This window comes from Lacibacter sp. (assembly GCF_057361365.1).
The window spans coordinates 226,666-251,958 of record NZ_JBMQSG010000012.1 but is presented as its reverse complement, the minus strand read 5'-3'; the positions used below and the strand labels follow the sequence as shown (position 1 = coordinate 251,958).

General features: G+C 40.7%; 22 protein-coding genes. 6 read left to right on the top strand and 16 right to left on the bottom strand.

Translation table 11 applies throughout. The features are described 5' to 3' along the window. Positions 1-24: 24 nt before the first annotated feature. Positions 25-1,683 carry a 2-oxo acid dehydrogenase subunit E2 gene (locus tag ACO1QW_RS13440; protein WP_486259322.1) on the bottom strand — a complete coding sequence of 553 codons (1,659 nt, stop codon included), beginning with the start codon at positions 1,681-1,683 and terminating at the stop codon, positions 25-27. Between the two features lie 185 nt (positions 1,684-1,868). Between ACO1QW_RS13440 and ACO1QW_RS13435 the strand changes: the two genes are divergently transcribed. Then, on the top strand, positions 1,869-2,312 hold the full coding sequence (locus tag ACO1QW_RS13435; RefSeq protein ID WP_486259320.1) for an META domain-containing protein: 444 nt from the start codon (positions 1,869-1,871) through the stop codon (positions 2,310-2,312). A 5-nt stretch (positions 2,313-2,317) separates the two neighbouring features. Here ACO1QW_RS13435 and ACO1QW_RS13430 read toward each other — a convergent pair whose 3' ends face one another. The 4 genes from ACO1QW_RS13430 to ACO1QW_RS13415 form a co-directional block, all read right to left on the bottom strand. Continuing rightward, entirely contained in the window at positions 2,318-4,108 is a 1,791-nt protein-coding gene (locus ACO1QW_RS13430) for a DNA polymerase III subunit gamma/tau (RefSeq protein ID WP_486259318.1), read from the bottom strand. A 107-nt stretch (positions 4,109-4,215) separates the two neighbouring features. Continuing rightward, on the bottom strand, positions 4,216-5,370 hold the full coding sequence (locus tag ACO1QW_RS13425) for a hypothetical protein (RefSeq protein ID WP_486259317.1): 1,155 nt from the start codon (positions 5,368-5,370) through the stop codon (positions 4,216-4,218). Next, positions 5,367-6,344, bottom strand: a complete 978-nt coding sequence (locus ACO1QW_RS13420; protein ID WP_486259315.1) for a DUF2157 domain-containing protein — start codon at positions 6,342-6,344, stop codon at positions 5,367-5,369. The genes ACO1QW_RS13425 and ACO1QW_RS13420 overlap by 4 nt, the downstream gene beginning before the upstream one ends. Positions 6,345-6,365: 21 nt before the next feature. Continuing rightward, a complete protein-coding gene (locus tag ACO1QW_RS13415) occupies positions 6,366-7,526 on the bottom strand; it encodes a hypothetical protein (protein ID WP_486259313.1) in 1,161 nt (386 codons plus the stop codon). A 75-nt stretch (positions 7,527-7,601) separates the two neighbouring features. Between ACO1QW_RS13415 and glpK the strand changes: the two genes are divergently transcribed. The 3 genes from glpK (at position 7,602) to ACO1QW_RS13400 (ending at position 11,663) form a co-directional block, all read left to right on the top strand. Then, the gene (gene glpK, locus ACO1QW_RS13410; RefSeq protein WP_486259312.1) at positions 7,602-9,086 is read left to right on the top strand and encodes a glycerol kinase GlpK; all 1,485 of its coding nucleotides are present in this window, start codon (positions 7,602-7,604) and stop codon (positions 9,084-9,086) included. 176 nt (positions 9,087-9,262) lie between these two features. Then, the gene (locus ACO1QW_RS13405) at positions 9,263-10,813 is read left to right on the top strand and encodes a glycerol-3-phosphate dehydrogenase/oxidase (RefSeq protein WP_486259310.1); all 1,551 of its coding nucleotides are present in this window, start codon (positions 9,263-9,265) and stop codon (positions 10,811-10,813) included. A gap of 139 nt (positions 10,814-10,952) precedes the next feature. Next, positions 10,953-11,663 carry an MIP/aquaporin family protein gene (locus ACO1QW_RS13400; protein ID WP_486259308.1) on the top strand — a complete coding sequence of 237 codons (711 nt, stop codon included), beginning with the start codon at positions 10,953-10,955 and terminating at the stop codon, positions 11,661-11,663. Positions 11,664-11,667: 4 nt separating this feature from the next. On the opposite strand, the gene ACO1QW_RS13395 is transcribed toward ACO1QW_RS13400, so the two are convergent. Then, positions 11,668-12,282, bottom strand: a complete 615-nt coding sequence (locus tag ACO1QW_RS13395) for a low molecular weight phosphatase family protein (RefSeq protein WP_486259306.1) — start codon at positions 12,280-12,282, stop codon at positions 11,668-11,670. A gap of 133 nt (positions 12,283-12,415) precedes the next feature. On the opposite strand from ACO1QW_RS13395, the gene ACO1QW_RS13390 reads away from it, so the two are divergent. Both ACO1QW_RS13390 and nifJ read left to right on the top strand, forming a co-directional pair. Next, the gene (locus tag ACO1QW_RS13390) at positions 12,416-12,679 is read left to right on the top strand and encodes a hypothetical protein (protein ID WP_486259304.1); all 264 of its coding nucleotides are present in this window, start codon (positions 12,416-12,418) and stop codon (positions 12,677-12,679) included. Positions 12,680-13,095: 416 nt separating this feature from the next. After that, positions 13,096-16,671, top strand: a complete 3,576-nt coding sequence (gene nifJ, locus ACO1QW_RS13385) for a pyruvate:ferredoxin (flavodoxin) oxidoreductase (protein ID WP_486259302.1) — start codon at positions 13,096-13,098, stop codon at positions 16,669-16,671. A 76-nt stretch (positions 16,672-16,747) separates the two neighbouring features. Here nifJ and ACO1QW_RS13380 read toward each other — a convergent pair whose 3' ends face one another. The 10 genes from ACO1QW_RS13380 to nuoH are packed head-to-tail and all read right to left on the bottom strand — an operon-like array spanning position 16,748 to position 25,209. Beyond that, positions 16,748-16,993, bottom strand: coding sequence for a hypothetical protein (locus ACO1QW_RS13380; protein ID WP_486259300.1), 246 nt, complete (start codon positions 16,991-16,993; stop codon positions 16,748-16,750). 50 nt (positions 16,994-17,043) lie between these two features. Next, positions 17,044-17,496, bottom strand: coding sequence for a DUF1569 domain-containing protein (locus tag ACO1QW_RS13375; protein ID WP_486259298.1), 453 nt, complete (start codon positions 17,494-17,496; stop codon positions 17,044-17,046). Further along, positions 17,487-17,894: a hypothetical protein gene (locus tag ACO1QW_RS13370; RefSeq protein WP_486259297.1), complete on the bottom strand. Its 408-nt coding sequence runs from the start codon at positions 17,892-17,894 to the stop codon at positions 17,487-17,489. Before ACO1QW_RS13370 ends, ACO1QW_RS13375 begins: the two co-directional genes overlap by 10 nt. Positions 17,895-17,950: 56 nt before the next feature. Continuing rightward, a complete protein-coding gene (locus ACO1QW_RS13365) occupies positions 17,951-19,354 on the bottom strand; it encodes an NADH-quinone oxidoreductase subunit N (RefSeq protein ID WP_486259295.1) in 1,404 nt (467 codons plus the stop codon). A gap of 9 nt (positions 19,355-19,363) precedes the next feature. After that, a complete protein-coding gene (locus ACO1QW_RS13360; RefSeq protein ID WP_486259293.1) occupies positions 19,364-20,854 on the bottom strand; it encodes a complex I subunit 4 family protein in 1,491 nt (496 codons plus the stop codon). Between the two features lies 1 nt (position 20,855). Continuing rightward, positions 20,856-22,787 (bottom strand): NADH-quinone oxidoreductase subunit L, encoded by a 1,932-nt coding sequence (nuoL, locus tag ACO1QW_RS13355; RefSeq protein ID WP_486259291.1) that lies wholly within the window; start codon positions 22,785-22,787, stop codon positions 20,856-20,858. Between the two features lie 3 nt (positions 22,788-22,790). Beyond that, positions 22,791-23,105 carry an NADH-quinone oxidoreductase subunit NuoK gene (nuoK, locus tag ACO1QW_RS13350; RefSeq protein ID WP_486259289.1) on the bottom strand — a complete coding sequence of 105 codons (315 nt, stop codon included), beginning with the start codon at positions 23,103-23,105 and terminating at the stop codon, positions 22,791-22,793. Further along, positions 23,102-23,617 carry an NADH-quinone oxidoreductase subunit J family protein gene (locus ACO1QW_RS13345; protein ID WP_486259287.1) on the bottom strand — a complete coding sequence of 172 codons (516 nt, stop codon included), beginning with the start codon at positions 23,615-23,617 and terminating at the stop codon, positions 23,102-23,104. The genes nuoK and ACO1QW_RS13345 overlap by 4 nt, the downstream gene beginning before the upstream one ends. Before the next feature lie 26 nt (positions 23,618-23,643). Next, the gene (locus ACO1QW_RS13340; RefSeq protein ID WP_486259285.1) at positions 23,644-24,123 is read right to left on the bottom strand and encodes a 4Fe-4S binding protein; all 480 of its coding nucleotides are present in this window, start codon (positions 24,121-24,123) and stop codon (positions 23,644-23,646) included. Positions 24,124-24,132: 9 nt separating this feature from the next. Next, positions 24,133-25,209, bottom strand: coding sequence for an NADH-quinone oxidoreductase subunit NuoH (nuoH, locus tag ACO1QW_RS13335; protein ID WP_486259284.1), 1,077 nt, complete (start codon positions 25,207-25,209; stop codon positions 24,133-24,135). Positions 25,210-25,293: the final 84 nt, after the last annotated feature.

The following is a 25,293-nucleotide window of genomic DNA, read 5'->3' as shown; positions in this document are numbered from 1 at the left end:
CGTATAAAATTATCAGAGATACACTTATACCAACATGGTAACAGGATTCTCGATATACTTTTTAAGCGTTTGCAGGAACGATGAACCAACTGCACCATCCACACTGCGGTGATCGCAACTCAAGGTTACTTTCATCACATTAGTTGTACCAAAGCTGCCATCTTTTTTCTTGATCACAATTTCTTTAATGCGACCAACAGCAAGAATACAGCTATCTGGAGGATTAATGATGGCAGTGAAATCTTCAATATCCATCATACCCAGGTTAGAAATGGTAAAAGTATTACCACTAAATTCCTGCGGTTGAAGTTTACCGGTTCTTGCTTTATCGTACAATCCATTTGCTTCAGAAGCGATCTGGCTTAAACTTTTCTGATCTGCAAATTTGAATACTGGAACGATCAATCCCTGGTCAACTGCCACGGCACTACCAATATGAATATGATTGTAAGTGCGAATAAATTCACCCATCCATGAAGAGTTAACTGCAGGATGTTGACGCAATGCCATTGCACAAGCTTTGATCATCATATCCTGGAAACTGATCTTCACAGGACTAACGGCATTCATTTGTGCACGTGCTGCCATTGCATTATCCATGTTCAACTCCATCTTCAAGTAGAAGTGAGGAGCTGTGAACATGCTTTCACCCAAACGACGTGCAATGGTTTTACGCATGTTGCTGTTGGGCGTATCAACAAAACCTTCACCTGCACCCGGCGTAAAAGCAATAACCGGAGCAGAAGGGGTTGCTGATTTAGCAGCAGGAGCACCACTTGCAGCAGCTGCCGCAGGTTTGTAATTATCAATATCTGCTTTAATGATACGGCCACCATCGCCACTACCTTGTATAGCGTGGAGATCAATGCCTTTATCCGCAGCAATTTTTTTAGCTAAAGGTGAAGCTTTTACACGACCGTTTTCAGTACTTGCTGAAGAAGGTGTTGCAGCAGCAGCCGGAGCGCTTGAAGCAGCAGCTTTTGTTTCAGCAGGTGCACTTGCAGGAGCAGCGGCAGCACCCGGATTTTTTATGGTGTTTACCAAACCGGTAACATCAGTACCGGCTTTACCAATTATCGCAATTACTTCGTTTACTTTAGCGGCATTACCTGCTTCAACACCAGTATATAAAATAGTACCATCAACATAAGGCACTACTTCCATGGTTGCTTTATCAGTTTCAACATCGGCAAGACTTTCATCAGCTTTTACACTATCGCCCAGTTTTTTGTTCCAGGCAACAATTTTACCTTCAGTCATGGTATCGCTCAACAAAGGCATGCGAATAACCGTAACACCCAACTGACCTGCCAGTGCATCCGCATCAACACCTGCAGCAGCAGGAGCCGAAGGAGCGGCAGCTGGGGCAGGGGCCGCTTTTTCTTCTTTAGCAGCAGGTGCCGGAGCAGCCGAACCGCCATCTAATAGGCCTTTATAGTCTTCACCTTCTTTACCAACAATTGCAATGATTTCATTGATCTGTGCTGCTTTTCCTTCAGGAACACCAATGTAGAGTAAGGTGCCATCGGCATAACCAACTACTTCCATTGTAGCTTTATCGGTTTCAACATCTGCAAGCACATCGTCGCTTTTAACTTTATCGCCAACCTGTTTGTTCCATTTCACAATTTTTCCTTCGGTCATGGTATCACTTAACAGGGGCATACGAATCACTTCAGCCATAAGATCAGTTTTTTGTCGTAATGAGGGCGTGAAATTAAGGCAATTTGGGGAATTATCGACCTGTGCTTTCTTGTCAATAACTGTTAGTTTATTGAAGGGTATGAGCGATCGTTACCTGAATGTAGAAATACAGCCTGTTTGCAACGGAAATTGGTTTTAATTTGTCATCCAAGTAAACAACTCTTATGCGTCTTCTTTCCATTTTATTCATCGTGCTTATTTTGTCAGCATCCTGTGGTAAAGAAACAACCAGCACGGATTTAGCCGGAACATGGCAGTTGGTAGAGATAACGGATAAAAGTACTGGCAGCACCTTAACCTATCCTGCGGGCTCAATGGAGAAAATTCAGCTCTCTTTAAAAGCAGATGGCTCTTTCACAGGTAATACTTTGAAAAATATTATTGATGGAGGCACTTACACAAAGCCAGCAGCTAACCAGCTCAATTTTGGTTTCTTTAATATGACGAAAGTTGCGGAAGATAATTTAGGATCAGCATTTCTAACGGTCTTACTGTCCTGCGGCCTGCAATCTGTTCATCCCTGCAAAGCTTCTGATTATACCATCAACGGTAAAACAATGATCATAACAACAGCTTTACGTTATGATATGAAAATGGAGAAGCGGTAATTGATTTAATAATCCAACTCCAACCCGAGCCTGTCTTTCAGATCTTTCACCAATGGATATTTCTCAGTCATCCGCATAAATTGCTCTTTGGTTGAAAGTGGCTTTTCTACCGGTGTAAGATCTTCCGGTTCTTCCATCAATTGAACAACAATGTTGATGTTAGGATTTTTGAAAAACTGTTGCACATGTTGCAGCAATGCTGTTTTTTCCTGCTTCAAAAATCCAAGTTGAATATTTCCGTACACCACCACTTCAAAATCAAGTGGCGACCTCATACGGCATTCCATCATTTCAAATGTTGATACAACAGAATGTTTGGTGGCAGCTTTCAATTTCAGAATATATTCCTGCCAGGCAATCTTTAATCCTTCCTGATCAATTTCTTTTTGTTGATTGTTGGGACTGTTATTTTCGGCTGCAATTTTTTCCCGCAGTTTTGATAAACCACCTTTAATTCCTGCTGATGAAGTTTTAGAAGTAGTAGTTGCGGTTGCAGCAACCGGTATTACTGGTTTTTGTTCCTGGACTTTGTTATTAGTGGTTTGCAACTTCTGCTGAGGTTCTTCAACCATCAGTTTTGCTTCACCTATTATTTGTGGTTTACCACTAACCACTTGCTCTTTAACCTCAACTGCCTTTAATGCACGAAACTGAACAGCCTTTGCTTTATCAACTACTTTTTTTTTATCAGAAAGATCAAGTGCCTGCTGCAGATAAGTGAGTTTGATCAAAGCCAACTCAACATGCAGTCGTTTATTACGAGCCTGTTTGTAATTGATCTCCGCTTCGTTCAATACATTCAATGCGCTGATGATATATGATGCAGATGTTTTTTTAGCAGTAGATGTGTATTTGTCTTTAAAACTTTCTACCACTTCTAACAGGTTGGCAACCTTCTCATCTTTACAAACTAATAAGTTGCGGAAGAATTCAGCCATGGCGTTGAGTACCATATCACCTTCAAAGCCTTTGCGATTGATATCATCAAACAACAACATGCTTGTAGCAAGGTCCTGCTGCTGCATGGCACCAAGCAGTTTGAAGAAATAATCTGCATCCAGAATATTCAGATGCTCTAATGTATTTTGATAAGTGAGTTCGCCATTGGTAAAGCTTACGATCTTATCCATGATGCTGAGTGCATCACGCATACAACCTTCACTCTTTTGTGCGATCACTTGCAGCGCTGGTTTCTCAGCCAGTATTTCTTCCTTTTTTACAATTTCTTCGAGGTGATCAACCGTATCATTAATAGTAATACGTTTAAAATCGAATATCTGGCAACGGCTTAAGATGGTTGGTAGAATTTTATGCTTCTCGGTAGTAGCCAAAATAAAAATGGCATAGGAAGGAGGTTCTTCCAGTGTTTTCAAAAATGCATTGAAGGCGCTGGAGCTGAGCATGTGTACCTCATCTATGATGTACACTTTATATTGTCCCATCTGCGGAGCAAAACGAACCTGTTCAATAAGCGAACGGATATCGTCCACCGAGTTGTTACTGGCCGCATCGAGCTCATGAATGTTGAGCGATGTTCCTTCGTTAAATGTGCGGCAGCTTACGCATGTATCACAAGCCTCACCGTTGGGCTGAATGTTTTCGCAGTTGATAGTCTTTGCCAGGATACGGGCACATGTAGTTTTACCCACACCACGTGGACCGCAAAACAAAAATGCATGCGCCAGTTGATTATGGCTGATGGCATTCTTTAATGTAGTGGTGATATGACTTTGCCCCACAACCGTATCGAAGGTTTGTGGCCTGTACTTGCGTGCCGAAACAATGAATTTATCCATAACTGCGGGTGCAATTTAGGGAAAAAGGAGGGGATACATTTTGGATCGATGCCAGGTCTTTGGGATTGTTAAAAATTTGCATTTGCATCCTGCAAAATATTTGAAATTCAATAGTCACTTCCAGCGCCGCCTCCACCAAAGCTCCCGCCACCAAATTTAGTACTGTCGTCGGCCTTGGTTTGCTGTCCTAAAGTTTCAACAATAATTAAAGATTCGATCAGCGACTTTTCATCTTTTTCTTTCTGGGGTTGCTCAATGTAAGTAAAGCCAAATCTGGTTTGCTTCAGGTAATTGATTAAAATATATGAAAGAGTAAGCAGCACGGATCCTGCAATTGTCATCACAATTTCTATGGGAAGAATTTCATAATAATAACGGATGGTGAAGATCATCGCTGCAATAAGCAATACGCCGATCCTTAGCAGGATAACATCTTTATTTTGGATACCCCTGATAATATACACAATGGGCAGAATAACAGTTAATATCCAAAACAACCAACCGAAAGGTAAAGAACCATCACTGGTTAAATGAAACATACCATTGTTTACTTCACGAACCACGTAATAATTTCCTGCGGCATAAAAACTGAGTAGGCTGGATATGATGACTACGGTAAAACAGTGCTCATAGTTTTTTAATTCGGTTTTCTTTTGAAGCCTGCTCACTAAAAAATAAACAATGGCAGAAGCAGCCATGAGTACAAAAGGTATGATAGCTTTCGAAATGCCGAGATGGTCGGTAAACAGGAAAAAAAGAATGCCTAGAAAACTAAGAGACGCAACTACACTCATAAATCTGTCAGCAAAGCGAAGGGAACAGTAAAACGAAATGAGGAATGTAAGGATACAATTAGTTAAGGCACCTGATTCAAGGATAAGTATAAGACTACCTAACAGCATGCCTGCAGAAGCAAATAACAGTGCATCATCCACTCCCGATTTATAATGCCTGTTATTATCCACCATAAATTCCAATACCGCGTACGTAAGTAATGAAAAAAGCAACAGGAGAATTTTCATTGCACTTTCGATAGAACTCATAAAGATCACCGAAAAAAGACTGAAGGAAAACGAAACGACGAGATAGGTTAATATGAATAATCCGATGCGGATGAAAAAATTTGGTGTGTAAAAATGAACCGGGTATTTTTCTTTTACCTGTTGCAATTCGTCTGAACCAATCAGGTCGTTTTCGTACGCAGAAGTTGCTTGGTCCTGAACATCTTTATTATGCAGGTATGTTTTGTTATAGGCAATCATGCTGCTTTTATTTTTCTGTTAGAACTGATGAGGAAGAAAACGAGACCGATACCTGAAGCAATAAAGTAGATTAAACCAAGGTAGATGGAAGTAAGCCCATAACTGTCGACTGAGTCGATCAGTTGAAGAACCACATAACCCAAACCGATGTAGCTATACAAAGTCGTTACCACTAAAAAATAGAACGATTTGTTTTGCATAGACTTTGTATAGAAAAAAAAGGCGAGCACTACCAGTAGTAAGAACCAGAGCAGGTACATATAGTCGAAATGAAACATTGCTGCCAGGCACGATATAAAAAGAAGATGTGTACCAAAGTTGCTGTAAGTAAATTCAAAGTGTGGTTTGAAGACTTTCAATTTTGAAATAAAACCCACTGCCACGAGAAATGCGCCCAGCATTAAACCGGTATAGATAATGGTGCTGCTGTTAAAATCATTTGCTTTTAATAATTCGGAGGGTGTAACTGTAATGCCCAGCCATGCGGCTAAGTTGACGACAGCCAAACTGAGGATGCCGAGATGGTCATAATAGTAAGCAGAGAAGAATAGTACGAGCATCGGTAGAAAAGTGGCCAGTCCATATTTTGTTCCAAAAACGTTGTATTGAAATTGCAGGTAGGCAATAAAACTCATGAAGGTTAAGCAGGCAAGGAGGAGGACATAATCAAAGTAAACATTAGGCGATTCTACTTTAGAAAATGAAAAAGGGAGTTTTGTTTTTGTGCAATAAACAAAAGCAGACACACAAATCAACGCAATAAAAATTAAGATGGCTTGATGCCCGATGCTGTCGATATTATTGTAAATAAGGATACCAAGCCCACCACTTAAAAGTAAAACGCCGAGGTATAAAAGAGTTTTGATATCCCAGTGCAGGGAAACAGGTTTTTCCTTATAGTTTTTTATTTTTTGTAAGGAGCTGTCAGATAAAAGCCCTTCAGCGTGGAGTTGTTCGAATAGCTGGGTATTCATAACAGTAATGATAAGAATTTTTTACAACACTGGATGTCGTTGAAACTCTTTCTTCCTGTCAAATAAGAAACGATAGGTAATTAATCTTCTGCTGATATGTGTACCCAGGCTGGCGGCCACATTCATCATGCGTGGATTAAAGTCGCCGATCCATTGCATTTCATAATCATCGTATAACAGGGGTGCTTGAATCACTTTTGCAGCTTCAATGATCATAAATGCATCAACACCTTTGTGCTGATGCTCGGGAACAATGCCAAAAATAATACCGGTGAATTTTTTATTTCGCTTGGTTGCTTTCACCCAGAGAAATTTTAGTTTGCTCCAGCTATCAAAACGACCATTCAGTTCCATGAACCACTGATTTAGATCGGGAAGGTTGAGCCAGATGGCAACAGGTTCATCTTTGTAATACGTAAACCAACTGATGCGTTCATCCATTACGGGCTTCATCGCTTCGAACATGGCAATAGCTGTTTTTTCTTCCATTTGTTTTAAACCGGAATGACCAGCCCATGCTTTGTTATAAACCGTACAAAAATCTTTTGCAAACTTTTTGAGTTGACTCACTTTAATGTGAACGGCTTTGTAATTCGGATCTTTTACTAAACGATCATGACGTTCATAAAATTTATCATCCAGCTTGTCTTTAACCTTTAGTGAATAGCAATATTGGTTAAAGAACAATTCAAAGCCATAATTTTCAAACAACTGTTGATAGTAGGGGAGATTATAATTCATGCAATACAATGGTTGTTGAAAACCTTCTACCTGCAAACCCCACCAGCGATCACGCTCTCCAAAGTTGATGGGGCCGTCCATTGCTTCCATGCCTTTGTTTAGCAACCAATGCTTTGCTGTATCAAATAAATAGTTGGCTGCCGATTGATCGTTGATACATTCAAAAAAACCAACGCCACCAACCGGCACGTCATCACCTTTCGATTTGTATCGTTTGTTGACGAATGCTGCAATGCGACCAATTAATTTTCCTTCCTCATTTTTTAATATCCAACGGATCGCTTCACCATGTCGAAAAGCTTTGTTCTTCTTTTCATCAAACACCTGTTCAATATCTTTATCTAACGGACGAATCCAATTAGCATCATCTTTATATAAATCCACAGCAACCTGTAAAAATTCTTTTGCTGACTGTTTATCTTTAACTTCAACCAATTGCATTAGCCTTGCTTTAGTCTTCAAAAGTAAGGGTTCGTAAAGCAATAGATCGTTATTGTATTTTAACCGACTTGTTATATGGAAAAATATATTCTCGCTTTCGACCAAGGGACAACCAGCAGTCGTGCCATTGTGTTCGATCATGATGGAAACATTGTTTCTGTTGCACAAAAAGAATTCAAACAAATTTTTCCGCAGCCCGGTTGGGTGGAACATGATCCTGAAGAAATATGGAGTACGCAATTAGGCGTAGCTGCAGAAGCGATTACAAAAGCAGGTTTAACAACTGAAAACATACATGCTATTGGTATCACCAATCAACGGGAGACGACCGTGGTGTGGGATCGCAACACAGGTAAACCCATTTACAATGCCATTGTTTGGCAGGATAGAAGAACAGCTGATTTCTGCGATGAACTGAAACGGAAAAATCTGCACATCTTAATTCAGCAAAGAACAGGGTTGGTGGTAGATGCTTACTTCAGTGCATCAAAAATAAAATGGATACTGGATAAGGTGGAAGGTGCAAGAGCAAAAGCAGAAAAAGGGGAATTATGTTTTGGAACTGTCGATACATGGTTGTTATGGAACCTTACAAAAGGTCAGGTACATGCAACAGATGTGAGTAATGCAAGCCGAACCATGCTCATGAACCTACATACGCTGCAATGGGATGGAGAACTTGAAAAAATATTCAACATACCCGGTAACATGTTGCCGCAGATACGCAGCAGCAGCGAAGTATTTGGTGTAACGCAAAACATACTAACGGCTACTAATATCCCTATTGCGGGTATTGCAGGCGATCAACAAAGTGCATTGTTCGGTCAAATGTGTACCAAAGAAGGAATGGTAAAGAATACTTATGGTACCGGTTGTTTTATGTTGATGAATACCGGCGACAAAGCAGTGATCTCACGCAATAACCTCTTAACAACAGTTGCATGGAAGATCAATGGTAAAACGGAATATGCATTGGAAGGCAGTGTGTTTATTGCAGGTGCAGTGGTGCAATGGTTGCGTGATGGATTGGGTATCATCCGTTCATCGGGTGATGTAGAAAAACTGGCAGCAAAAGTGAATGATAGCGAGGGTGTATATGTTGTTCCGGCTTTCACAGGTTTAGGTGCGCCGTATTGGAACCAACATGCAAGAGGAACCATGGTGGGTATAACGAGAGGAACAACCGCAGCACATATTGCCAAAGCAGCACTCGACAGTATTGCATACCAAACAGCTGATGTATTGAAAGCAATGGAAGCTGATGCTGGTATTTCAATTGCCGAATTAAGAGTTGATGGTGGTGCTACCATCAACAATGGTTTGTTACAATTTCAAAGCGATATTTTGCACACGGCCGTAGTTCGTCCGAAGGTAACAGAAACAACGGCATTAGGCGCAGCTTATCTTGCCGGACTTGCAACCGGTTATTGGAGCAGCATCGATGAAATTCAGCAGCAATGGAAAGTAGATCGCCGGTTTGAACCAACACTGGACGAAGACAAACGCATTGCACTGTACGCAGGATGGTTGAAAGCAGTGAAGGCAGCGCAGAATTTTTAGTTTATAGTTCTTCAAAGGCCAACCAGGTTGAGACATGTTGTTGGTGCTGAATTAATAACTATAAACAAAAAACTAAAACCAGAAACAGCTTCTATTGTTGTTCAACCTTCAACATCATTGAGTAATATTGCAAAGTCCGAAAGGTCAACTACAAACAAAAAACGATAAACTAATTCTTGAATCGTTCGCAACAAATACAACAATTAAAGACCACCGATCTGTGGGATATCATCATTATTGGTGGTGGTGCTACCGGGCTTGGTGCCGCAGTGGATGCTGCTGCCCGTGGTTATAAAACACTTTTACTGGAGCAATACGATTTTGGAAAAGGAACTTCAAGCCGTTCAACCAAATTGATACATGGTGGTGTGCGTTACATGCAACAGGGAAATTTTCGTTTGGTGCGTGATGCTTTGCGTGAACGTGGTTTGTTGCTGAAAAATGCACCACATATTGCACATCCGCTTAAACTTGTATTACCTGCTTATCGTTGGTGGGAGAAACTGTATTACGGTTTGGGTTTGAAAGTATATAATTTTTTATCGGCTAAGTTGAGTTTAGGTCCGAGTGAAATTCTATCGATCAAAAAAACACAGACCTATATTAAAGGGCTCGATGGAAAAAAACTCAGCGGGGGCGTAGCTTATTTCGATGGCCAGTTTGATGATGCACGTTTATGTATTTCGCTTGCATTAACTGCGGCCGATGTAAGCGCAACGGTGCTCAACTATTGCAAAGTCACAGGCTTGAAACATGATCTTGGCAGAGTAAAAGGTGTGCACATCAAAGATTGTTTAACAGGTGATGAATATGAAGCAAGAGGAACGGTGGTGGTAAATGCTACCGGTGTGTTTGTAGATGATGTATTGCGGATGGATGATGATGGATTGGAAAAATCAATATCACCATCGCAGGGAATTCATATTGTTGTTGATAAAAAATTTTTTCCCGGCGACCAGGCATTGTTTATTCCACGTACCGATGATGGTCGAGTATTGTTTGCTGTTCCGTTTCACAGTAAAGTAATTATTGGCACAACCGATACAAGTGTGGAAACTGCCGAGATAGAACCAAAGGCATTGGAAGAAGAAGTGGAATTTGTTATCAACCACTTTAAACGATATGTACAAACAGGCTTGCAACGCAGCGATGTAAAAAGTGTGTTTGCAGGATTACGTCCTTTGGTGAAGATACCCGGGCAGAAAAAAACAGCTGTGCTTCCCCGTGATCATACTATATGGGTATCGAAAGGCGGCATGATCAACGTAAGCGGTGGCAAATGGACAACCTATCGCAAAATGGCGCAGGAAGTAATTTTAAAAGCGCATTACGAAGGTGGACTTGCTTATACCCGTTGCCAGACGGAAACCATGAAACTGCATGGCTGGATGAAGAAGGTTGATTTTGAAGATCCGCTGCATTATTATGGAAGTGATGCTGCGGCAATTCGTTACTTACAACACCAAGGTTATTCGCAATTGATACATCCTGATCTTCCTTATACGGTAGCAGAAGTTTTTTGGGCAGTAGGTAATGAAATGGCGATGACGGTGGAAGATGTATTGAGTAGAAGAACAAGAGCATTGATCCTTGATGCAAAAGCTGCCATCGCTGCTGCACCACTGGTTGCTGATATCATGATGAAAGAATTAAATGAAGACGAACAGTGGAAAGAACAGCAGCTGAAAGACTTTTATAAAGTGGCGGAGGGGTATGTGTTGAGATAACTGTTTCTTGTTTATGGTTTCTTGTTTGTGGTTGTGAAAGTCAAAGATAATCACATAGCAAAACCATAGTAAATAAATAAAGTTGAACGGTTGTTTTTAGCCCAAAACCATAAACCAAAAACTATAAACTGCTTTCCATATGTCTCCCTTTCTTGCAGAATACATCGGTTCCATGCTATTGTTGTTATTAGGTAACAGTGTTGTTGCAAATGTGTTGCTTAGTAAAACAAAAGGCCACAACAGTGGATTAATTGTTATTGCATTTGGTTGGGCAGTGGCGGTGTTTGTTGGTGTGTACAGCAGTGCAAACATTAGCGGAGCACATTTGAATCCGGCAATTACAATAGGTCTTGCAAGCATCGGTAAGTTTGAATGGGCAAATGTGCCTTCTTATATAGCCGCACAATTTCTTGGTGCCATGACCGGCTCTTCTTTAATGTGGCTGGCTTACAAACAACATTTCGATGCAACAGACGATGTGGAAGCAAAGCTGGCAGTGTTCTGCAATTCGCCAGCTATACCTAATGTGTTTTTCAATATGGCAACTGAAGCAATCGGCACATTTGTTTTAATGCTCGGCGTGTTGCTCATGAGTTCACCCGGAAATAGTCTAGGATCGTTAGATGCATTACCTGTTGCATTATTAGTACTTGGTATTGGTGTGAGTTTAGGCGGGCCAACCGGTTATGCCATTAATCCTGCACGTGATCTTGGTCCACGCATTATGCATTTTCTTTTGCCGTTGGGTGTAAAGCGAAACAGCAACTGGAGTTATAGCTGGATACCTGTTGCCGGTCCTATCCTCGGTGCAGTGATAGCAGCATTGTTATTTCAACTTCTGCAACGATAATTTTTTATTCAACCACTTTCGAAAACACATACAAACATTCCATCGCTATCTGGTTGCTGCGTTCGGTATATTTTTCGTTTTGAAGAATAGTATTGTCAAAAGCTTTTGGGTCGTTGTAAGTAGTGCCAATACGGAGATCACAACCAGGAATGAACGGGCAATTATCTTCAGCATCGGAGCAGGTCATGATGGCTGCAAAATTCTGCGTGGGGTTTGCTTCGTGGCTATACATTTTCGAAAAACAGGTTGTGAATTTATCGTCAGCAAAAAATACTTCATACACAGGATTATTGCTTTCATCTTTTTTATTGATGCGAAAACCTGCCGTTGTTAACGCTGCAATAGCATTTGGGTTAAACGCCGTTGCTTCAGTGCCACCTGAAAAAGTAGAAACATTATCAATACCATAATAAGCTGCTGAAACTGAAGCCCACACTTGCCCTAAATGACTACGGCGTGAGTTATGCGTACAAACATAAATGAGGTTAATGGTTTCATTGGCAGCACGTTTAGCTTTGATATAGTCTGCAACTTTCTCCAGCAGTTGTTTACGTTCTGCAGGAATCTCTTTAAAGTTTTTTACTAATGCTGCACAGCGTTCCTGTATCGGTTGAAACATGATGATGTCTTTTTGTAAGGTCCTGCAATATTACTATGGATGCGAATGCCATCAGATTATTTTTATATTAGCGTCAAACAAAAAGACCGATAGAATTCAAGCTGTACTTAAACTGACAAACATTTTTTCATCTATGACATTCAACGAAGCGTTCAATACTTTCATTCGGCATCAGAAAGTAATTGGTTGGGGATTTCAACAGCAAAAAAGAGTGCTGTTGCCCGATGGCTATTCTGCTTTTCCCTGTGGTTATTATACCGAATATGAAAATGGATATAAGCTGATTGCCAGTGGCGATCGGTTGGGCGAAACACCCATACAGGAAGCCATGATCTTAGATCCCAAAGGTGTGCCCGTAGCAAGAGATACGGAAGATTTACGAGATGTGGAGTATTGAGTACCGAAGTCAGCTTGCGGGCGCTATTTGTGATCACAAGTTTAAATTCCGACTACTCCCTTTCCAAGAAAAAAAAATTCATCTGCAACAAAAGTTGTTGGTCAGGCGACGCAAAAACGGCAGCAGTATTTCCCTGCTGGTTATATTACATTGCCCAACATAGGTATGCCATGCTTAAAAGAATACGAATTAGTTTTAGCAACCGGCACAAGTATGGCATAACTAACCGCACCGCTGCTCACAAGGCTGCCATGAAAACAGAACCACGAAGTGTGCGACGCAACAGTTGATGCCATTATATATGCAGCCCGCCACAAAAACCTGCCTTTCCTCATATCAATTAGCTTTTCGGCTGATGATGGTCATGCATAGCCGTTTTTTGGTCGGGTAATTTCGTTGCTTCAAATAGTAAATCAATGGAAGCAACAACCAACCTTGCAGTAACTGCAGACCCGTTAGAAAAAAACAAAGCTGTTTACGAAGTAATGGATGGCAACGAAGCGGCCGCTTACATTGCCTATAAGTGCAATGAAGTGTGCGCTATTTATCCTATTACTCCCTCTTCAACAATGGGCGAGTGGGCCGATGAATGGAGTGCCAAAGGCATGAAAAATATTTTCGGCACAGTGCCACGCATTATGGAAATGCAAAGTGAAGCAGGCGCTGCAGGTGCCATACATGGTGCATTGCAGGGTGGTGCATTAGCATCAACTTTTACAGCATCGCAGGGTTTGCTGCTCATGATTCCCAACATGTTTAAAATTGCCGGTGAGTTAACGCCAACGGTATTTCATATTGCTGCACGTAGTTTGGCAACACATGCGCTTTCGATCTTTGGCGATCATAGTGATGTGATGGCGGTGCGTTCAACTGGTTTTGCAATGTTGTTCGGCAACAATCCGCAGGAAGTAATGGATATGGCGTTGATTGCACAGGCATCTACCTTACGTTCAAGAGTTCCTTTCCTCAATATTTTTGATGGCTTCCGTACTTCGCATGAGTTGAATGAAGTTGAAGTGATCCCTGATGAAATTATTGAACGCATGATGGATATGGATGCCATTTATGCGCATCGCAGCCGTGCATTAAATCCTAACAATCCTTTTATACGTGGTACTGCACAAAACCCCGATGTATATTTTCAAAACAGGGAAGCTGCAAACACGTATCATGCATTGGTGCCATCTACTGTGCAAACAGTAATGGATGAATTTGCAGTACTAACCGGACGTAAATATAAATTGTATGAATACTATGGTCATGCACATCCCGATCGTGTAATTGTATTGATGGGTTCTGGTGCAGGTGCTGTAAAAGAAACCGTTGATTATTTGAATGAACATGGTTCACACGTGGGTATGATCGTTGTGCGTTTGTTCCGTCCGTTAGATGTGGAAGCATTTATGGATGCATTGCCAAAGAGTGTGGTGAGTATTGCAGTGCTCGATCGTTGTAAAGAACCAAACGGTATTGGCGAACCCTTGTACATGAATGTGGTGAATGCATTGAACGAAGCACAGGAAAATCATCATGCACATGTTATTGGCGGACGATATGGTTTATCGAGCAAAGAGTTTACTCCTGCCATGGTGAAGACTGTGTTCCGTGAGTTGAAAAAAGAACATCCGAAAAATCACTTTACGATTGGTATTGATGATGATGTTACGCATACAAGTTTAGAATACGATAAAACTTTTAACCTGGAAGAGCAACACCAGTTCCGTGGTTTGTTCTTTGGTTTAGGTGCCGATGGTACAGTGAGTGCCAACAAAAATTCCATCAAGATCATTGGCGATAAAACCAACGATCACGTGCAGGGTTACTTCGTGTATGATTCAAAAAAATCAGGATCATTAACGGTATCGCATTTACGTTTTGGTAAAAATCCAATTCAGTCAACTTACTTAGTTCAGTCTGCAAACTTTGTGGCCTGTCATCACTTCAACTATTTAACCAAGTACGATATTTTAAAAGATGCAGAACCGGGAGCAGTATTCCTGTTGAATGCACCTTACGAACAAGAAGAGTTGTGGGAGAAATTGCCGAAGAAAATCCAGGAAGAGATCGTACACAAGCAATTAAAATTCTATGCCATTAACGCTTATACGGTAGCAAAAGATGCCGGCATGGGCAACCGCATCAACACTATTCTGCAAACCTGTTTCTTCGCCATCAGCAATGTGTTACCACGTGAAGAAGCGATTGCAAAAATTAAAGAAGCGATTTACGATAGCTACTGGAAAAAAGGTGAAGCGGTTGTACAAAAGAACTACGATGCGGTTGATAAAACACTTGCTAATTTATACGAAGTAGATTATTCAAAATATGCAATTGGTAACAGACCGATTGATGCTGCAGTACCAAGTGAAGCGCCTGAATTTGTAAAAGAAGTGTTGGGTAAAATTATTGCAGGAGAAGGTGATGAGTTACCTGTGAGTGCATTTCCTGTTGATGGTACTTTCCCAAGCGGAACAACCAAGTGGGAGAAACGCAATATTGCAGATGCAGTTCCTGTGTGGGATACATCGTTGTGTACACAGTGCGGTAAATGTTTCATGATTTGTCCGCATGCAGCTATTCGTCCGAAAGTGTATGATAAAGCATTGCTTGCTGATGCACCGGGTGGATGGAAGCATGTTGATCCGATCGGTAAAGAGTGGAACAAAGAAACAGAAGCATATACTTTGCAGGTATCAACAGAAGATTGTACCGGTTGTACATTGTGTGTTGAGTTCTGCCCGATAACAAGCAAAACAGATGCTGGTCATAAAGCCATCAACATGATGGATAAAACAGATATCCAGGAACAGGAAAAAGAAAACTGGGATTATTTCTTAACGCTGCCTGAAGTAGATCGTACAAGAGTGAACAAGAATACAGTGAAAGGTTCACAATTCTTCCAGCCATTGTTTGAGTTCAGTGGTGCATGTGCCGGTTGTGGTGAAACACCTTACATTAAACTCTTAACACAATTGTTTGGTGAGCGAATGATCGTTGCCAATGCAACAGGTTGTTCATCCATCTTCGGGGGTAACTTACCAACTACACCTTGGACAAAAAATAAAGAAGGAGTTGGTCCGGCATGGGCAAACAGTTTGTTTGAAGATAATGCCGAGTTTGGCTTAGGCCTCAGCATGGCAAGCAATAAGAAGAAAGAAATGGCTTTGCAATTGCTCGATGAATTGCGTCCCATGATCGGTGAAGATTTGGTTGATAAGATCATTAACAACAACGGCACAACTGAAGCGGAACTTGCAGAGAAACATGAGCTGGTGAAAGAACTGAAACATCGTTTAGGTCATGAACGTTCCATGGCAGCATTGAATCTCTTCCACCTTGCAGATTTCTTAGAAGAAAAATCGATCTGGATCGTTGGTGGTGACGGGTGGGCTTATGATATTGGTTATGGTGGTTTAGATCATATCCTCAGCACCGGTGAAAATGTAAACATTATGGTATTGGATACCGAAGTGTACAGCAACACGGGTGGACAAAAATCAAAATCAACTCCATTAGGCTCAAGTGCGAAGTTTAGTGTGAATGGTAAAACAACTGGTAAAAAAGATCTGGCATTACAAGCCATTGCACATGGTACAGCTTATGTTGCACAAATAGCAATGGGTGGAAATGATATGCATACCATCAGAACAATACTTGAAGCAGAGGCTTATCCTGGTCCATCGTTGATCATTGCCTACAGTCATTGTATTGCACATGGTATTGATATGGCGCATGGAGCAGAAGAACAAGATTTTGCAGTGAAGAGTGGTTACTGGCCATTGTTCCACTATAATCCAATGAAGCCAAGAGGTCAGCGCTTTGTTGTTGATTCAAAAGATCCATCAATTGATTTAAGTGAGTTTATGTATCATGAAAATCGTTTTAATATCATCAAGGCAAAAGATCCTGCATTGGCTGCACGCTTTATGGAACAGGCACAAGATGCAAAAGTGAGTAGGTGGGAGCGTCTTGAAACATTAAAAGGGCTATAAGGAATTGACCCATATGAATAGAAAAAAGGGAGTTTCGAAAGAAGCTCCCTTTGTTTTTTTAATGTTTACTGATCGATTATTTCTTTCTCGAATCTAACTCAGCCCTGATCTTTTTTAAATTCATTAAGTTGATGATGGCAATAGGAAGAAACGCAAATGGTAACACCGCTGTAGCAGTAAATCCTTTTTTAGTATAAGTGTACACTGCAGAAATTAACATGATAATGATGGAAACGATGATAACGGTTACTGCAATGGTCATCATCTTTATATTTTTCTTTAATTCCTCTTCGGTCATTTCCGAAAGTTGCTTTTGCGGCATAAGTGTAGATTTGGTTGTGATGGTTGTTGTTGCAAGGTAAGTTATACCTGTTAAACACCAAATTGCCTGAGATGATGATCAAGATGTTTCCACATACTCTTGCCCCATTGCTCGGCTGTCATACGTCCAAACGTAGGATGCATTTTATCGCCAATGCCGCTGGCGCCTCTTTCATGAAATGCTTTAACGATAGAAAGCATCTCTGCTTTTTCGTTTTCAAAATTCCGATCGTCTTTTATAATGAAGTTTGGTGCAGTCGGTAAACTTCTGCGGTAAGGTCTTGAGTTATATAAAACAGGTCGGAATATCCAACCGATATAACTGATGGGTAGTCGTTTTAATGTTTTGCTTGTGAGCGGAACTTTGTATGCTTCCTTACAATGTGCCAGCATTTGTGCTGCTGTCATCTTTCCCCATTGGCGTTCACTTGCTGATGATAAGTTTTGCAGGCGCACAATGATCTCCTCATAAGCCTGCTGATCAAATAAATTCTTTACTTCCATTGATGACTGTTTTCGTCAAGCGAAAAATAAGGAATATTATCACTGCTTTTTGTTTCTTCCTGTTGCCAATACGCAAGGGTTACAACATGATTATCTTTTGTTTTCAATAAACGACCGAAGATTGCATTTGTGGGATTGAACCTGACATCCGTAACACCAACGGTAAATGTTGATGGAGGAGGGGGAACTTCAGCAGGTGCTGCCGGTGCTTCGCCCTCAACAGGTTTTGGTGCAGGCGCTGCCTTTGGCGGTGGTGAAGGAACAACAATTACTTTATAGCGATTGAATTCAAGTAGCTCTTTCAAAAATGCGACACGCTCGTTGGATGCATTCTTTTCAACAATGGCGCATTTAACACCATCTAAATCTTCGAATTCATGATTTTTATTGATAGCCATAAAATCAGTTTATAGTTTTAGGTTTCTTGTTTCTGGTTACAGGAAACCGCAACAAATTATTTCAGCAGTGAATGAATGTATTCATAAGCACCACTCATGATACCGGTAACTACAATGCCCGCAACACAAATGGCCATTGAGAGTTTTGGTGCCCAGGTCATCTCCACTTTTTCAATCGGCGTTTCATTTGCGTCCATGAACATTGCCTTGATGATGCGTAAATAATAATACAACGATACCACCATGTTCAACGCTGCGATTGTGATCAAAGGATAATTATTTTTACCCGCACCTGCCAGTATCAAAAAGAATTTACCAAAGAAGCCGGCAGTGGGTGGAATACCCGCCAATGAAAACAAAGCAATGGCCAATATCCATGTGAGCAATGGATTAGTCTTGTAAAAACCTTTGAAATCATCAATGGTTTCTTTTCCTTTTTCTGAACTCACTAAACTCAACACGCCAAACGCTGCAAGATTGGAGAAGATGTACACAAGGACAAAATAAATTACGGAACTCTGTCCGATAGCACTTGCACCTGTAACACCAATCAGGATAAAACCTACCTGCGAAATGGATGAGAAAGCAAGGAATCGTTTTACATTTTGCTGACGAATGGCGAAGAGATTACCAACGATCATGGATAAAACTGCTAACACGGCAATAATATTATACCAATGGAATATCAGTTGATCAAAGACGTTGAACAGAACGGTAGTCATTGCAAAGATCATACTGCCTTTAGAGATCACTGATAAATACGATGTAACTGCAATGGGAGATCCTTCATAGACATCGGCCGTCCATAAGTGAAAAGGCACGGCTGATATTTTAAAACCAAAGCCTGCGAGAATGAGTATGAATGAAAATAAGAATAATGGTTGATCAGATGTGGCTGCTTGTAACTCCGCAAAGTTAACTGTGCCGGTAACGCCATACATCGTCGATATGCCAAACAATAATAAACCCGATGCAAATGCTGATGACATGATATACTTCATCGCTGCTTCCGATGAACGGCGTTTTTCCAAATCAAAATTGGCTAATGCTGCCAAGGGAATACTTGCAAGTTCTAATCCCACATAAAACATTAAGAGGTTATTGCTGCTCAGCATAAAGAACATACCCAATAAGGTGGATAGCATCAGCAAATAAAATTCTGTTGCATGATTGTGTTTCAATAACCAATTATACGCTTGCAGAGAGATTAGAAGTGTGCCGAGGTTGAGAATATTCTTTTCGAGCCGCAACAGTTCTGTTTGCTGAAACATATCACCAAATAAGCTTCCATCACCTTTGATAAAAATTCCCGCCAGAAGGTTGATAGTCAGTAAAACATTTATAACCGGCAAAACGCTTTTGGTCTTCCATTCAACTGTACTCAGCTTCATGAATAGAAGAATAAAGATGATTGCTGTTAACAGCAATTCCTGTTGCATCAAAATAAAAAAATTACTCATTGCTTCGTTTTACTTTATCGATCCTAGCTTTTGTATAATTACTTCTGTACCGGGGTTAATAAGATCAGTTAACCAAAATGGTACGATCCCCATCATTAATATTCCAACTAATAAAACAATGGCTGCTGTTTTTTCATTCCAGCCTGCATCACTTAATTGTAAGTGTTCATTGTTTTTCATTGGTCCCATAATCGATGAACCAACAGCTCTCAAAATATAAACTGCCGTTACTACAATTGAAGCGCAGGCAATAATTGTGGCTATGTGGTAGAATGCACCGGCACGTTGCCAGCTTCCCATGAACACTGTCATCTCTGCAACAAAACCACTTAATCCTGGCAATCCAAGTGAACATAAACCAGCTATTACAAACACAGAAGAAATGAATGGCATTACTTTTAAAAGTCCGCCAAGTTGTGCAACCTGTCTTGTATGTGTGCGTTCGTAAATCATGCCGATTACAGCGAAGAAAAGCGCTGTCATTAAACCATGACTCACCATTTGCAATACTGCACCATTGATGGAAGTTTTGGTTAACATACCAATACCCAGCAACACAAAACCACAATGACTCACGGATGAATAGGCGTTGATGTATTTCAGATCGGTCTGCATCATAGTAGCGAATGCGCCATATAAAATGGCAATACATGCCAGAATAATAATGATCGTTGAATAATGTTCAGCAGCGTCAGGCATTAACCAGGTGGCAACACGTAAGCAACCATAACCGCCAAGCTTCATCGAAATACCTGCGAGAAACATGGATGCAGCTGTTGGTGCACTTGAGTGACCATCGGGTACCCATGTATGAAAAGGGAATAACGCAGTAAAGATTCCAAAGCCAATAAATGCAAATGGGAAGAATAAGTTTTGTAGTGCAGGTGAAATATTCTGTTTGGAAATTTCTAACACATCAAATGAATGAACGCCATTGATGCTTGTATTAAAATACAAACCCGATAATCCTACAAATACCAAAGCAGAGCCGGCCATCAGCATCAATGCCAGTTTTAATGCGCTGTATTCTTTTTTGCCACTTCCCCATATACCTATCAATAAAAATTTCGGGATCACAGCAACTTCCAGGAAGAAGAACATCGTAAAAAGATCGAGTGAAATAAAGAAACCGTATGCGCCTAAGCTTAAAAAGAGCAGGAGGAAGAAAAATTCTTTGTACATCGTCTGCTGTTTCCATGAAACCAACACGCCTGCAACTACTACAAAGGCAGTTAATAAAATCATCGCAACTGAAATACCATCAACCCCAACATGGTAACCAATGTTAAGTGCTTTGTACCAGGTATGATTCTGTTCAAACAAAAAAGCCGCATCGTTGGTTGCACGCTCTGCAAGGAACTGCATCAACAGAAACAAACCGGCACCTAATTGTACAACAGCAGCAACGAGAGCAACAAGACGTACCTGTTTCTGTCCTTTCACTACTAACAGGAGCAATGAAAATACAAGTGGCAATACGAGTAGTAACGTGAGGTTCATATTATGGTTTCCAGAAGTAAATAAATATGATTAAGAATGCAGCCAGTCCGCCAAAGAAATACAAGATGTAGTTCTGTATTTTACCTGATTGCAGATTTTTAATAAGTGCCGAAATTTTTCCTGTGCCGATTGCAATACCATTCATCAAGCCATCAACAATGTTGCGATCGATCCAGGCTGCTGGCCGGCCAATAAAATTGAAGACGATCTTCTTGGTGATGAAGAGGTATAATTCATCAATATAAAATTTCTTGTAGGCCGCTTTATACAAACCGCCCAATGCAGTTGCCACCTGTTGTGGTTTGTTGTTTTCTTTTTTATACATCAGCATGGCTAATAAAATACCTGCAAAACCAAGCGCCACAGGTGCAATAGAAAAACTTAAATGAAAATGCGATTCCAGTGCTTTACCATCGGCAGAAACAAATTCACCAAACGGAAGGAAGCCTGCCGCAAGTGTGCAAACAGCTAGAATCATCAGTGGAAGTTTCATCGAAAAAGTTCCTTCCCCGTGATGGTTGTGCACTTCAGTTTCTTTGTTCCAGAAAATTGAGAAATACAAACGGAACATATAAAATGCAGTTAAGCCCGATGTAAGCAAAGCAATGATATAAACAGGCATGCTTGCATTATAAGCGGCCAACAGAATTTCTTCTTTACTGAAGAATCCTGCAAATGGAGGCACACCTGCAATAGCCAAACAGGCAATTAAGAAACTGATATGTGTAATGGGCATGTATTTGCGCAAACCGCCCATGTCTTTCATATCGTTGCTGTGCACTAAATGAATCACAGCACCTGCACCAAGGAACAATAATGATTTGAAGAACGCATGAGTAAACAAATGGAACATAGACGCTGTATAACCTAACCCATTTTCGCCACCTGTGCCACTTACACCTAATGCAAACATCATATAACCGATCTGGCTCATGGTGGAGTAGGCAAGTACACGTTTGATATCTGTTTGTGTACAAGCGATCACTGCTGCAAATAATGCAGAGATCAAACCGACAATTGTAACAATAGATAATGCTTCTTCATTAATGGCGAACAGCGGAAATAATCTTGCAACTAAATAAACACCTGCCACCACCATTGTGGCCGCATGGATCAAAGCCGACACAGGTGTTGGACCTTCCATCGCATCAGGCAACCAGATATGCAAAGGAAACATTGCACTCTTGCCTGCACCGCCCATAAACACCATTACCAATCCCCATGTTAATGCAGAGATACCAATGAATGATGCAGAAGTGATCGCAACAAATTGTGAAGATTGCTGGGCCGTTAAATTTTGTATGATAGTATTGAAGTCTAAACTTTCACCATAAAATGCCAGTACTAAAATGCCGATGAGAAAACCAAGATCAGCAAAACGTGTTACAATGAATGCTTTTTTGGATGCAGCTACTGCAGATGGTTTCTGGAAATAATAACCGATGAGTAAATAAGAAGATGCACCTACCAATTCCCAGAACATATATATCTGGAATAAGTTGGATGATACTACCAGTCCCAACATCGAAAATGTAAACAAGCCAAGGAATGCATAGTAAGTGGCAAAACGTTCTTCTCCTTTCATATAACCCAGGCTGAAGATGTGAACCATCAGTGAAACAAATGTTACCACTACCAGCATCATTACCGAAATAGGATCAAGGATGATACCCATATCGATCGACACATTTTCAGAGAATGTAAGCCATGTGAATTTAAAAGCAGTGATGGTTTGATAGGCATCACCCACTTTTCCGTCAACAAAAAAATACTGGTAAGCAGTGTAAATGGAAAGTACAGTTGAGATCAACAGCAATCCCGTGCCAATAATACCTGCTGATTGGTTCATATATTTCCTGCCAAACATACCCAGCAGTACAAAAGCCACCAGCGGCAGGAGAGGAATTAATGGGATGTATGATGAGTAGTTCATGGCTTAGTATTTCAGTTCAGTTGCATCTTCCACATCAATTGATTTATGACTGCGGTAGAGATTGATGATGATGGCAATTGCTACAGCTGCTTCGGCAGCAGCAATCGTAATAATAAAAATGGTAAAGAAGATGCCGTCTAATTTTTCGGGATACAAATATTTATTGAAGGCGACAAAATTGATATTAATACTATTGAGCATTAATTCAATGGACATGAGCATAGTGATCATGTTTCGCCTGGTAAACAAACCATACATACCAATAAAGAACAGCGCTGTGCTCACGAATAAAATATGTGTTAACGGAACGTCGTTCATTTTTCTTCAGGTTTTGTTTTTAATGCAATAACAATGCAACCAACCATGGCGGCCAATAACAACATACTCACTACTTCAAACGGTAAAGCATAACCACTTTGGCGGGTATTGAGCATTGCATTACCAATGCGTGCAACATCATTGTTAAAAGGCTGGTCGATGCCGATAAATCCATATTGGTCGATAAGTAAATAAGTAAAGGCAAAACCAAACAATACCGCCACAACACTTGCAATAGTTCTTGCCAATGGTGCCTTCGGCATTTCTTTACCTGATTGTTGAGTCAGAAAAATGGAAAAGATAATAAGGACAACAATACCGCCTACGTACACTACAATTTGTACTGCTGCAATAAACTGTACATCCATCCAGAAATAAAGACCGGCGATGCCCACCAAAGAAAATAAGAGCCATATAGCCGATCGGAAGATCTTCTTAGTGGTAACGGATAAAATACCCATGCTCAGTATAAAAGCAGAGATGAGATAAAAAAGTATTTGTGATGCAGTCATTTCAGTTTGTTATAAAACATATTGAATTATTCCACGCCTTCCCTGATCTTGGATCCGGGTTTATTTAGTGTTTTGGTCAGCTGACTTCTGTCGAACACACTATGCTCAAATGTTTGCGCCATTTTAATTGCACCAGTTGGACAAGCTTCTACGCATAAATTACACATGGTGCATAATTCAAGATGATACACAAATGTGTCGATTGCTTTTTTCTTCTTACCCGTTTCAGCATCCACATCAAACTTGGTTATGATCTTGATAGTTGCATTCGGACAAGCCAATTCACAAGCGGTACAACCGGTACATGCATGCTCATTGTTTTCATCATGAATCATCACCACTTCGCCTTTAAAGCGTTCGGGCAATACCAGTGTGTCCCGGTTATCGGGATATTGCTCTGTAATAATTTCTTTGTGATGTGTGAAATAATAGCCGGTACGCTTCATACCTGTTGCCAGTGATTTCACTGCACCCCAGATGTCTTTTATGTATTGTTTTAAAAACATAATACTACTTTAAAAATGCCAACCCATAATAGCGATCAGTGTTACCAGCAGCAGGTTGAACATGCTGATGGGTAATAAATATTTCCACTCCAGGTTCAATAACTGATCAATACGCAAGCGTGGAAATGTCCAGCGGAACCACATGATCACAAATATTAAAAAGAACGTTTTGCCAAAAAACCAGATACTTGATGGAATAAAATCCATCACACGATTAAAGGCTTCCCAGTTGCCGATGTGAAAAGGCATCCATCCTCCAAAGAAAAGTGTTGCACCAAGAGCGCAAACAATAAAAACGTTCACATATTCTGCAAGAAAGAACAAGGCGAATTTCATTCCTGAATATTCTGTATGAAAGCCCGCAGTCAATTCACTTTCTGCTTCGGCCATATCAAAAGGAGCACGGTTTGTTTCTGCCGTAACTGCAATAATGAAAATGATGAAGGAAATAATAGCAGGAATATGTCCTTTAAAGATCCACCAACCATCAGCTTGTGCATTGATGATATCACTCACACGCAAACTTCCAGTTAACACAATGATGGCAAGTACTGCAAGCCCGGCCGATAATTCGTAACTTACGATTTGTGCGCCACTACGCATGGCACCAAGCAAGGAATATTTGTTGTTGCTTGCCCAACCTGCCATTAATATACTAATAACAGAAATGGATGATACCGCCGAAATATATAAGATGCCGATATTTAAATCCCACAGTTGAAAATCTTTTGCAAATGCAATAGGAGCAAGTAAAAGCATTGCAACAATCATGGCGACGAACGGTGCAACGTTAAAGAGTAGTTTATCAGCACCACCCGGGGTCATTCCTTCTTTCACTAATAATTTCAACGTGTCTGCTAATGATTGAAACACGCCTTTAGGTCCCACACGGTTTGGTCCAAGTCGTATCTGCATCCATGCCGATACTTTTCGTTCCATAATAACTAGTACCAATCCAAGTACAGCAAACAAACCTATTGCTGCCACTCCTGCAATCACCATCTCAATTACCAATGCCCATGTTGCACCCAACTCTGCGTTGAGCCATTGATCAATGTTTGCTGCTATGTTACTTAAGCTCCACATTTATTTTTATTTAGTCATCTGTATTAGTTCTAATCGTCTTCCCTTGCGTCGCACTCTTGTACAGTTGGTTATTTATTCATCCAA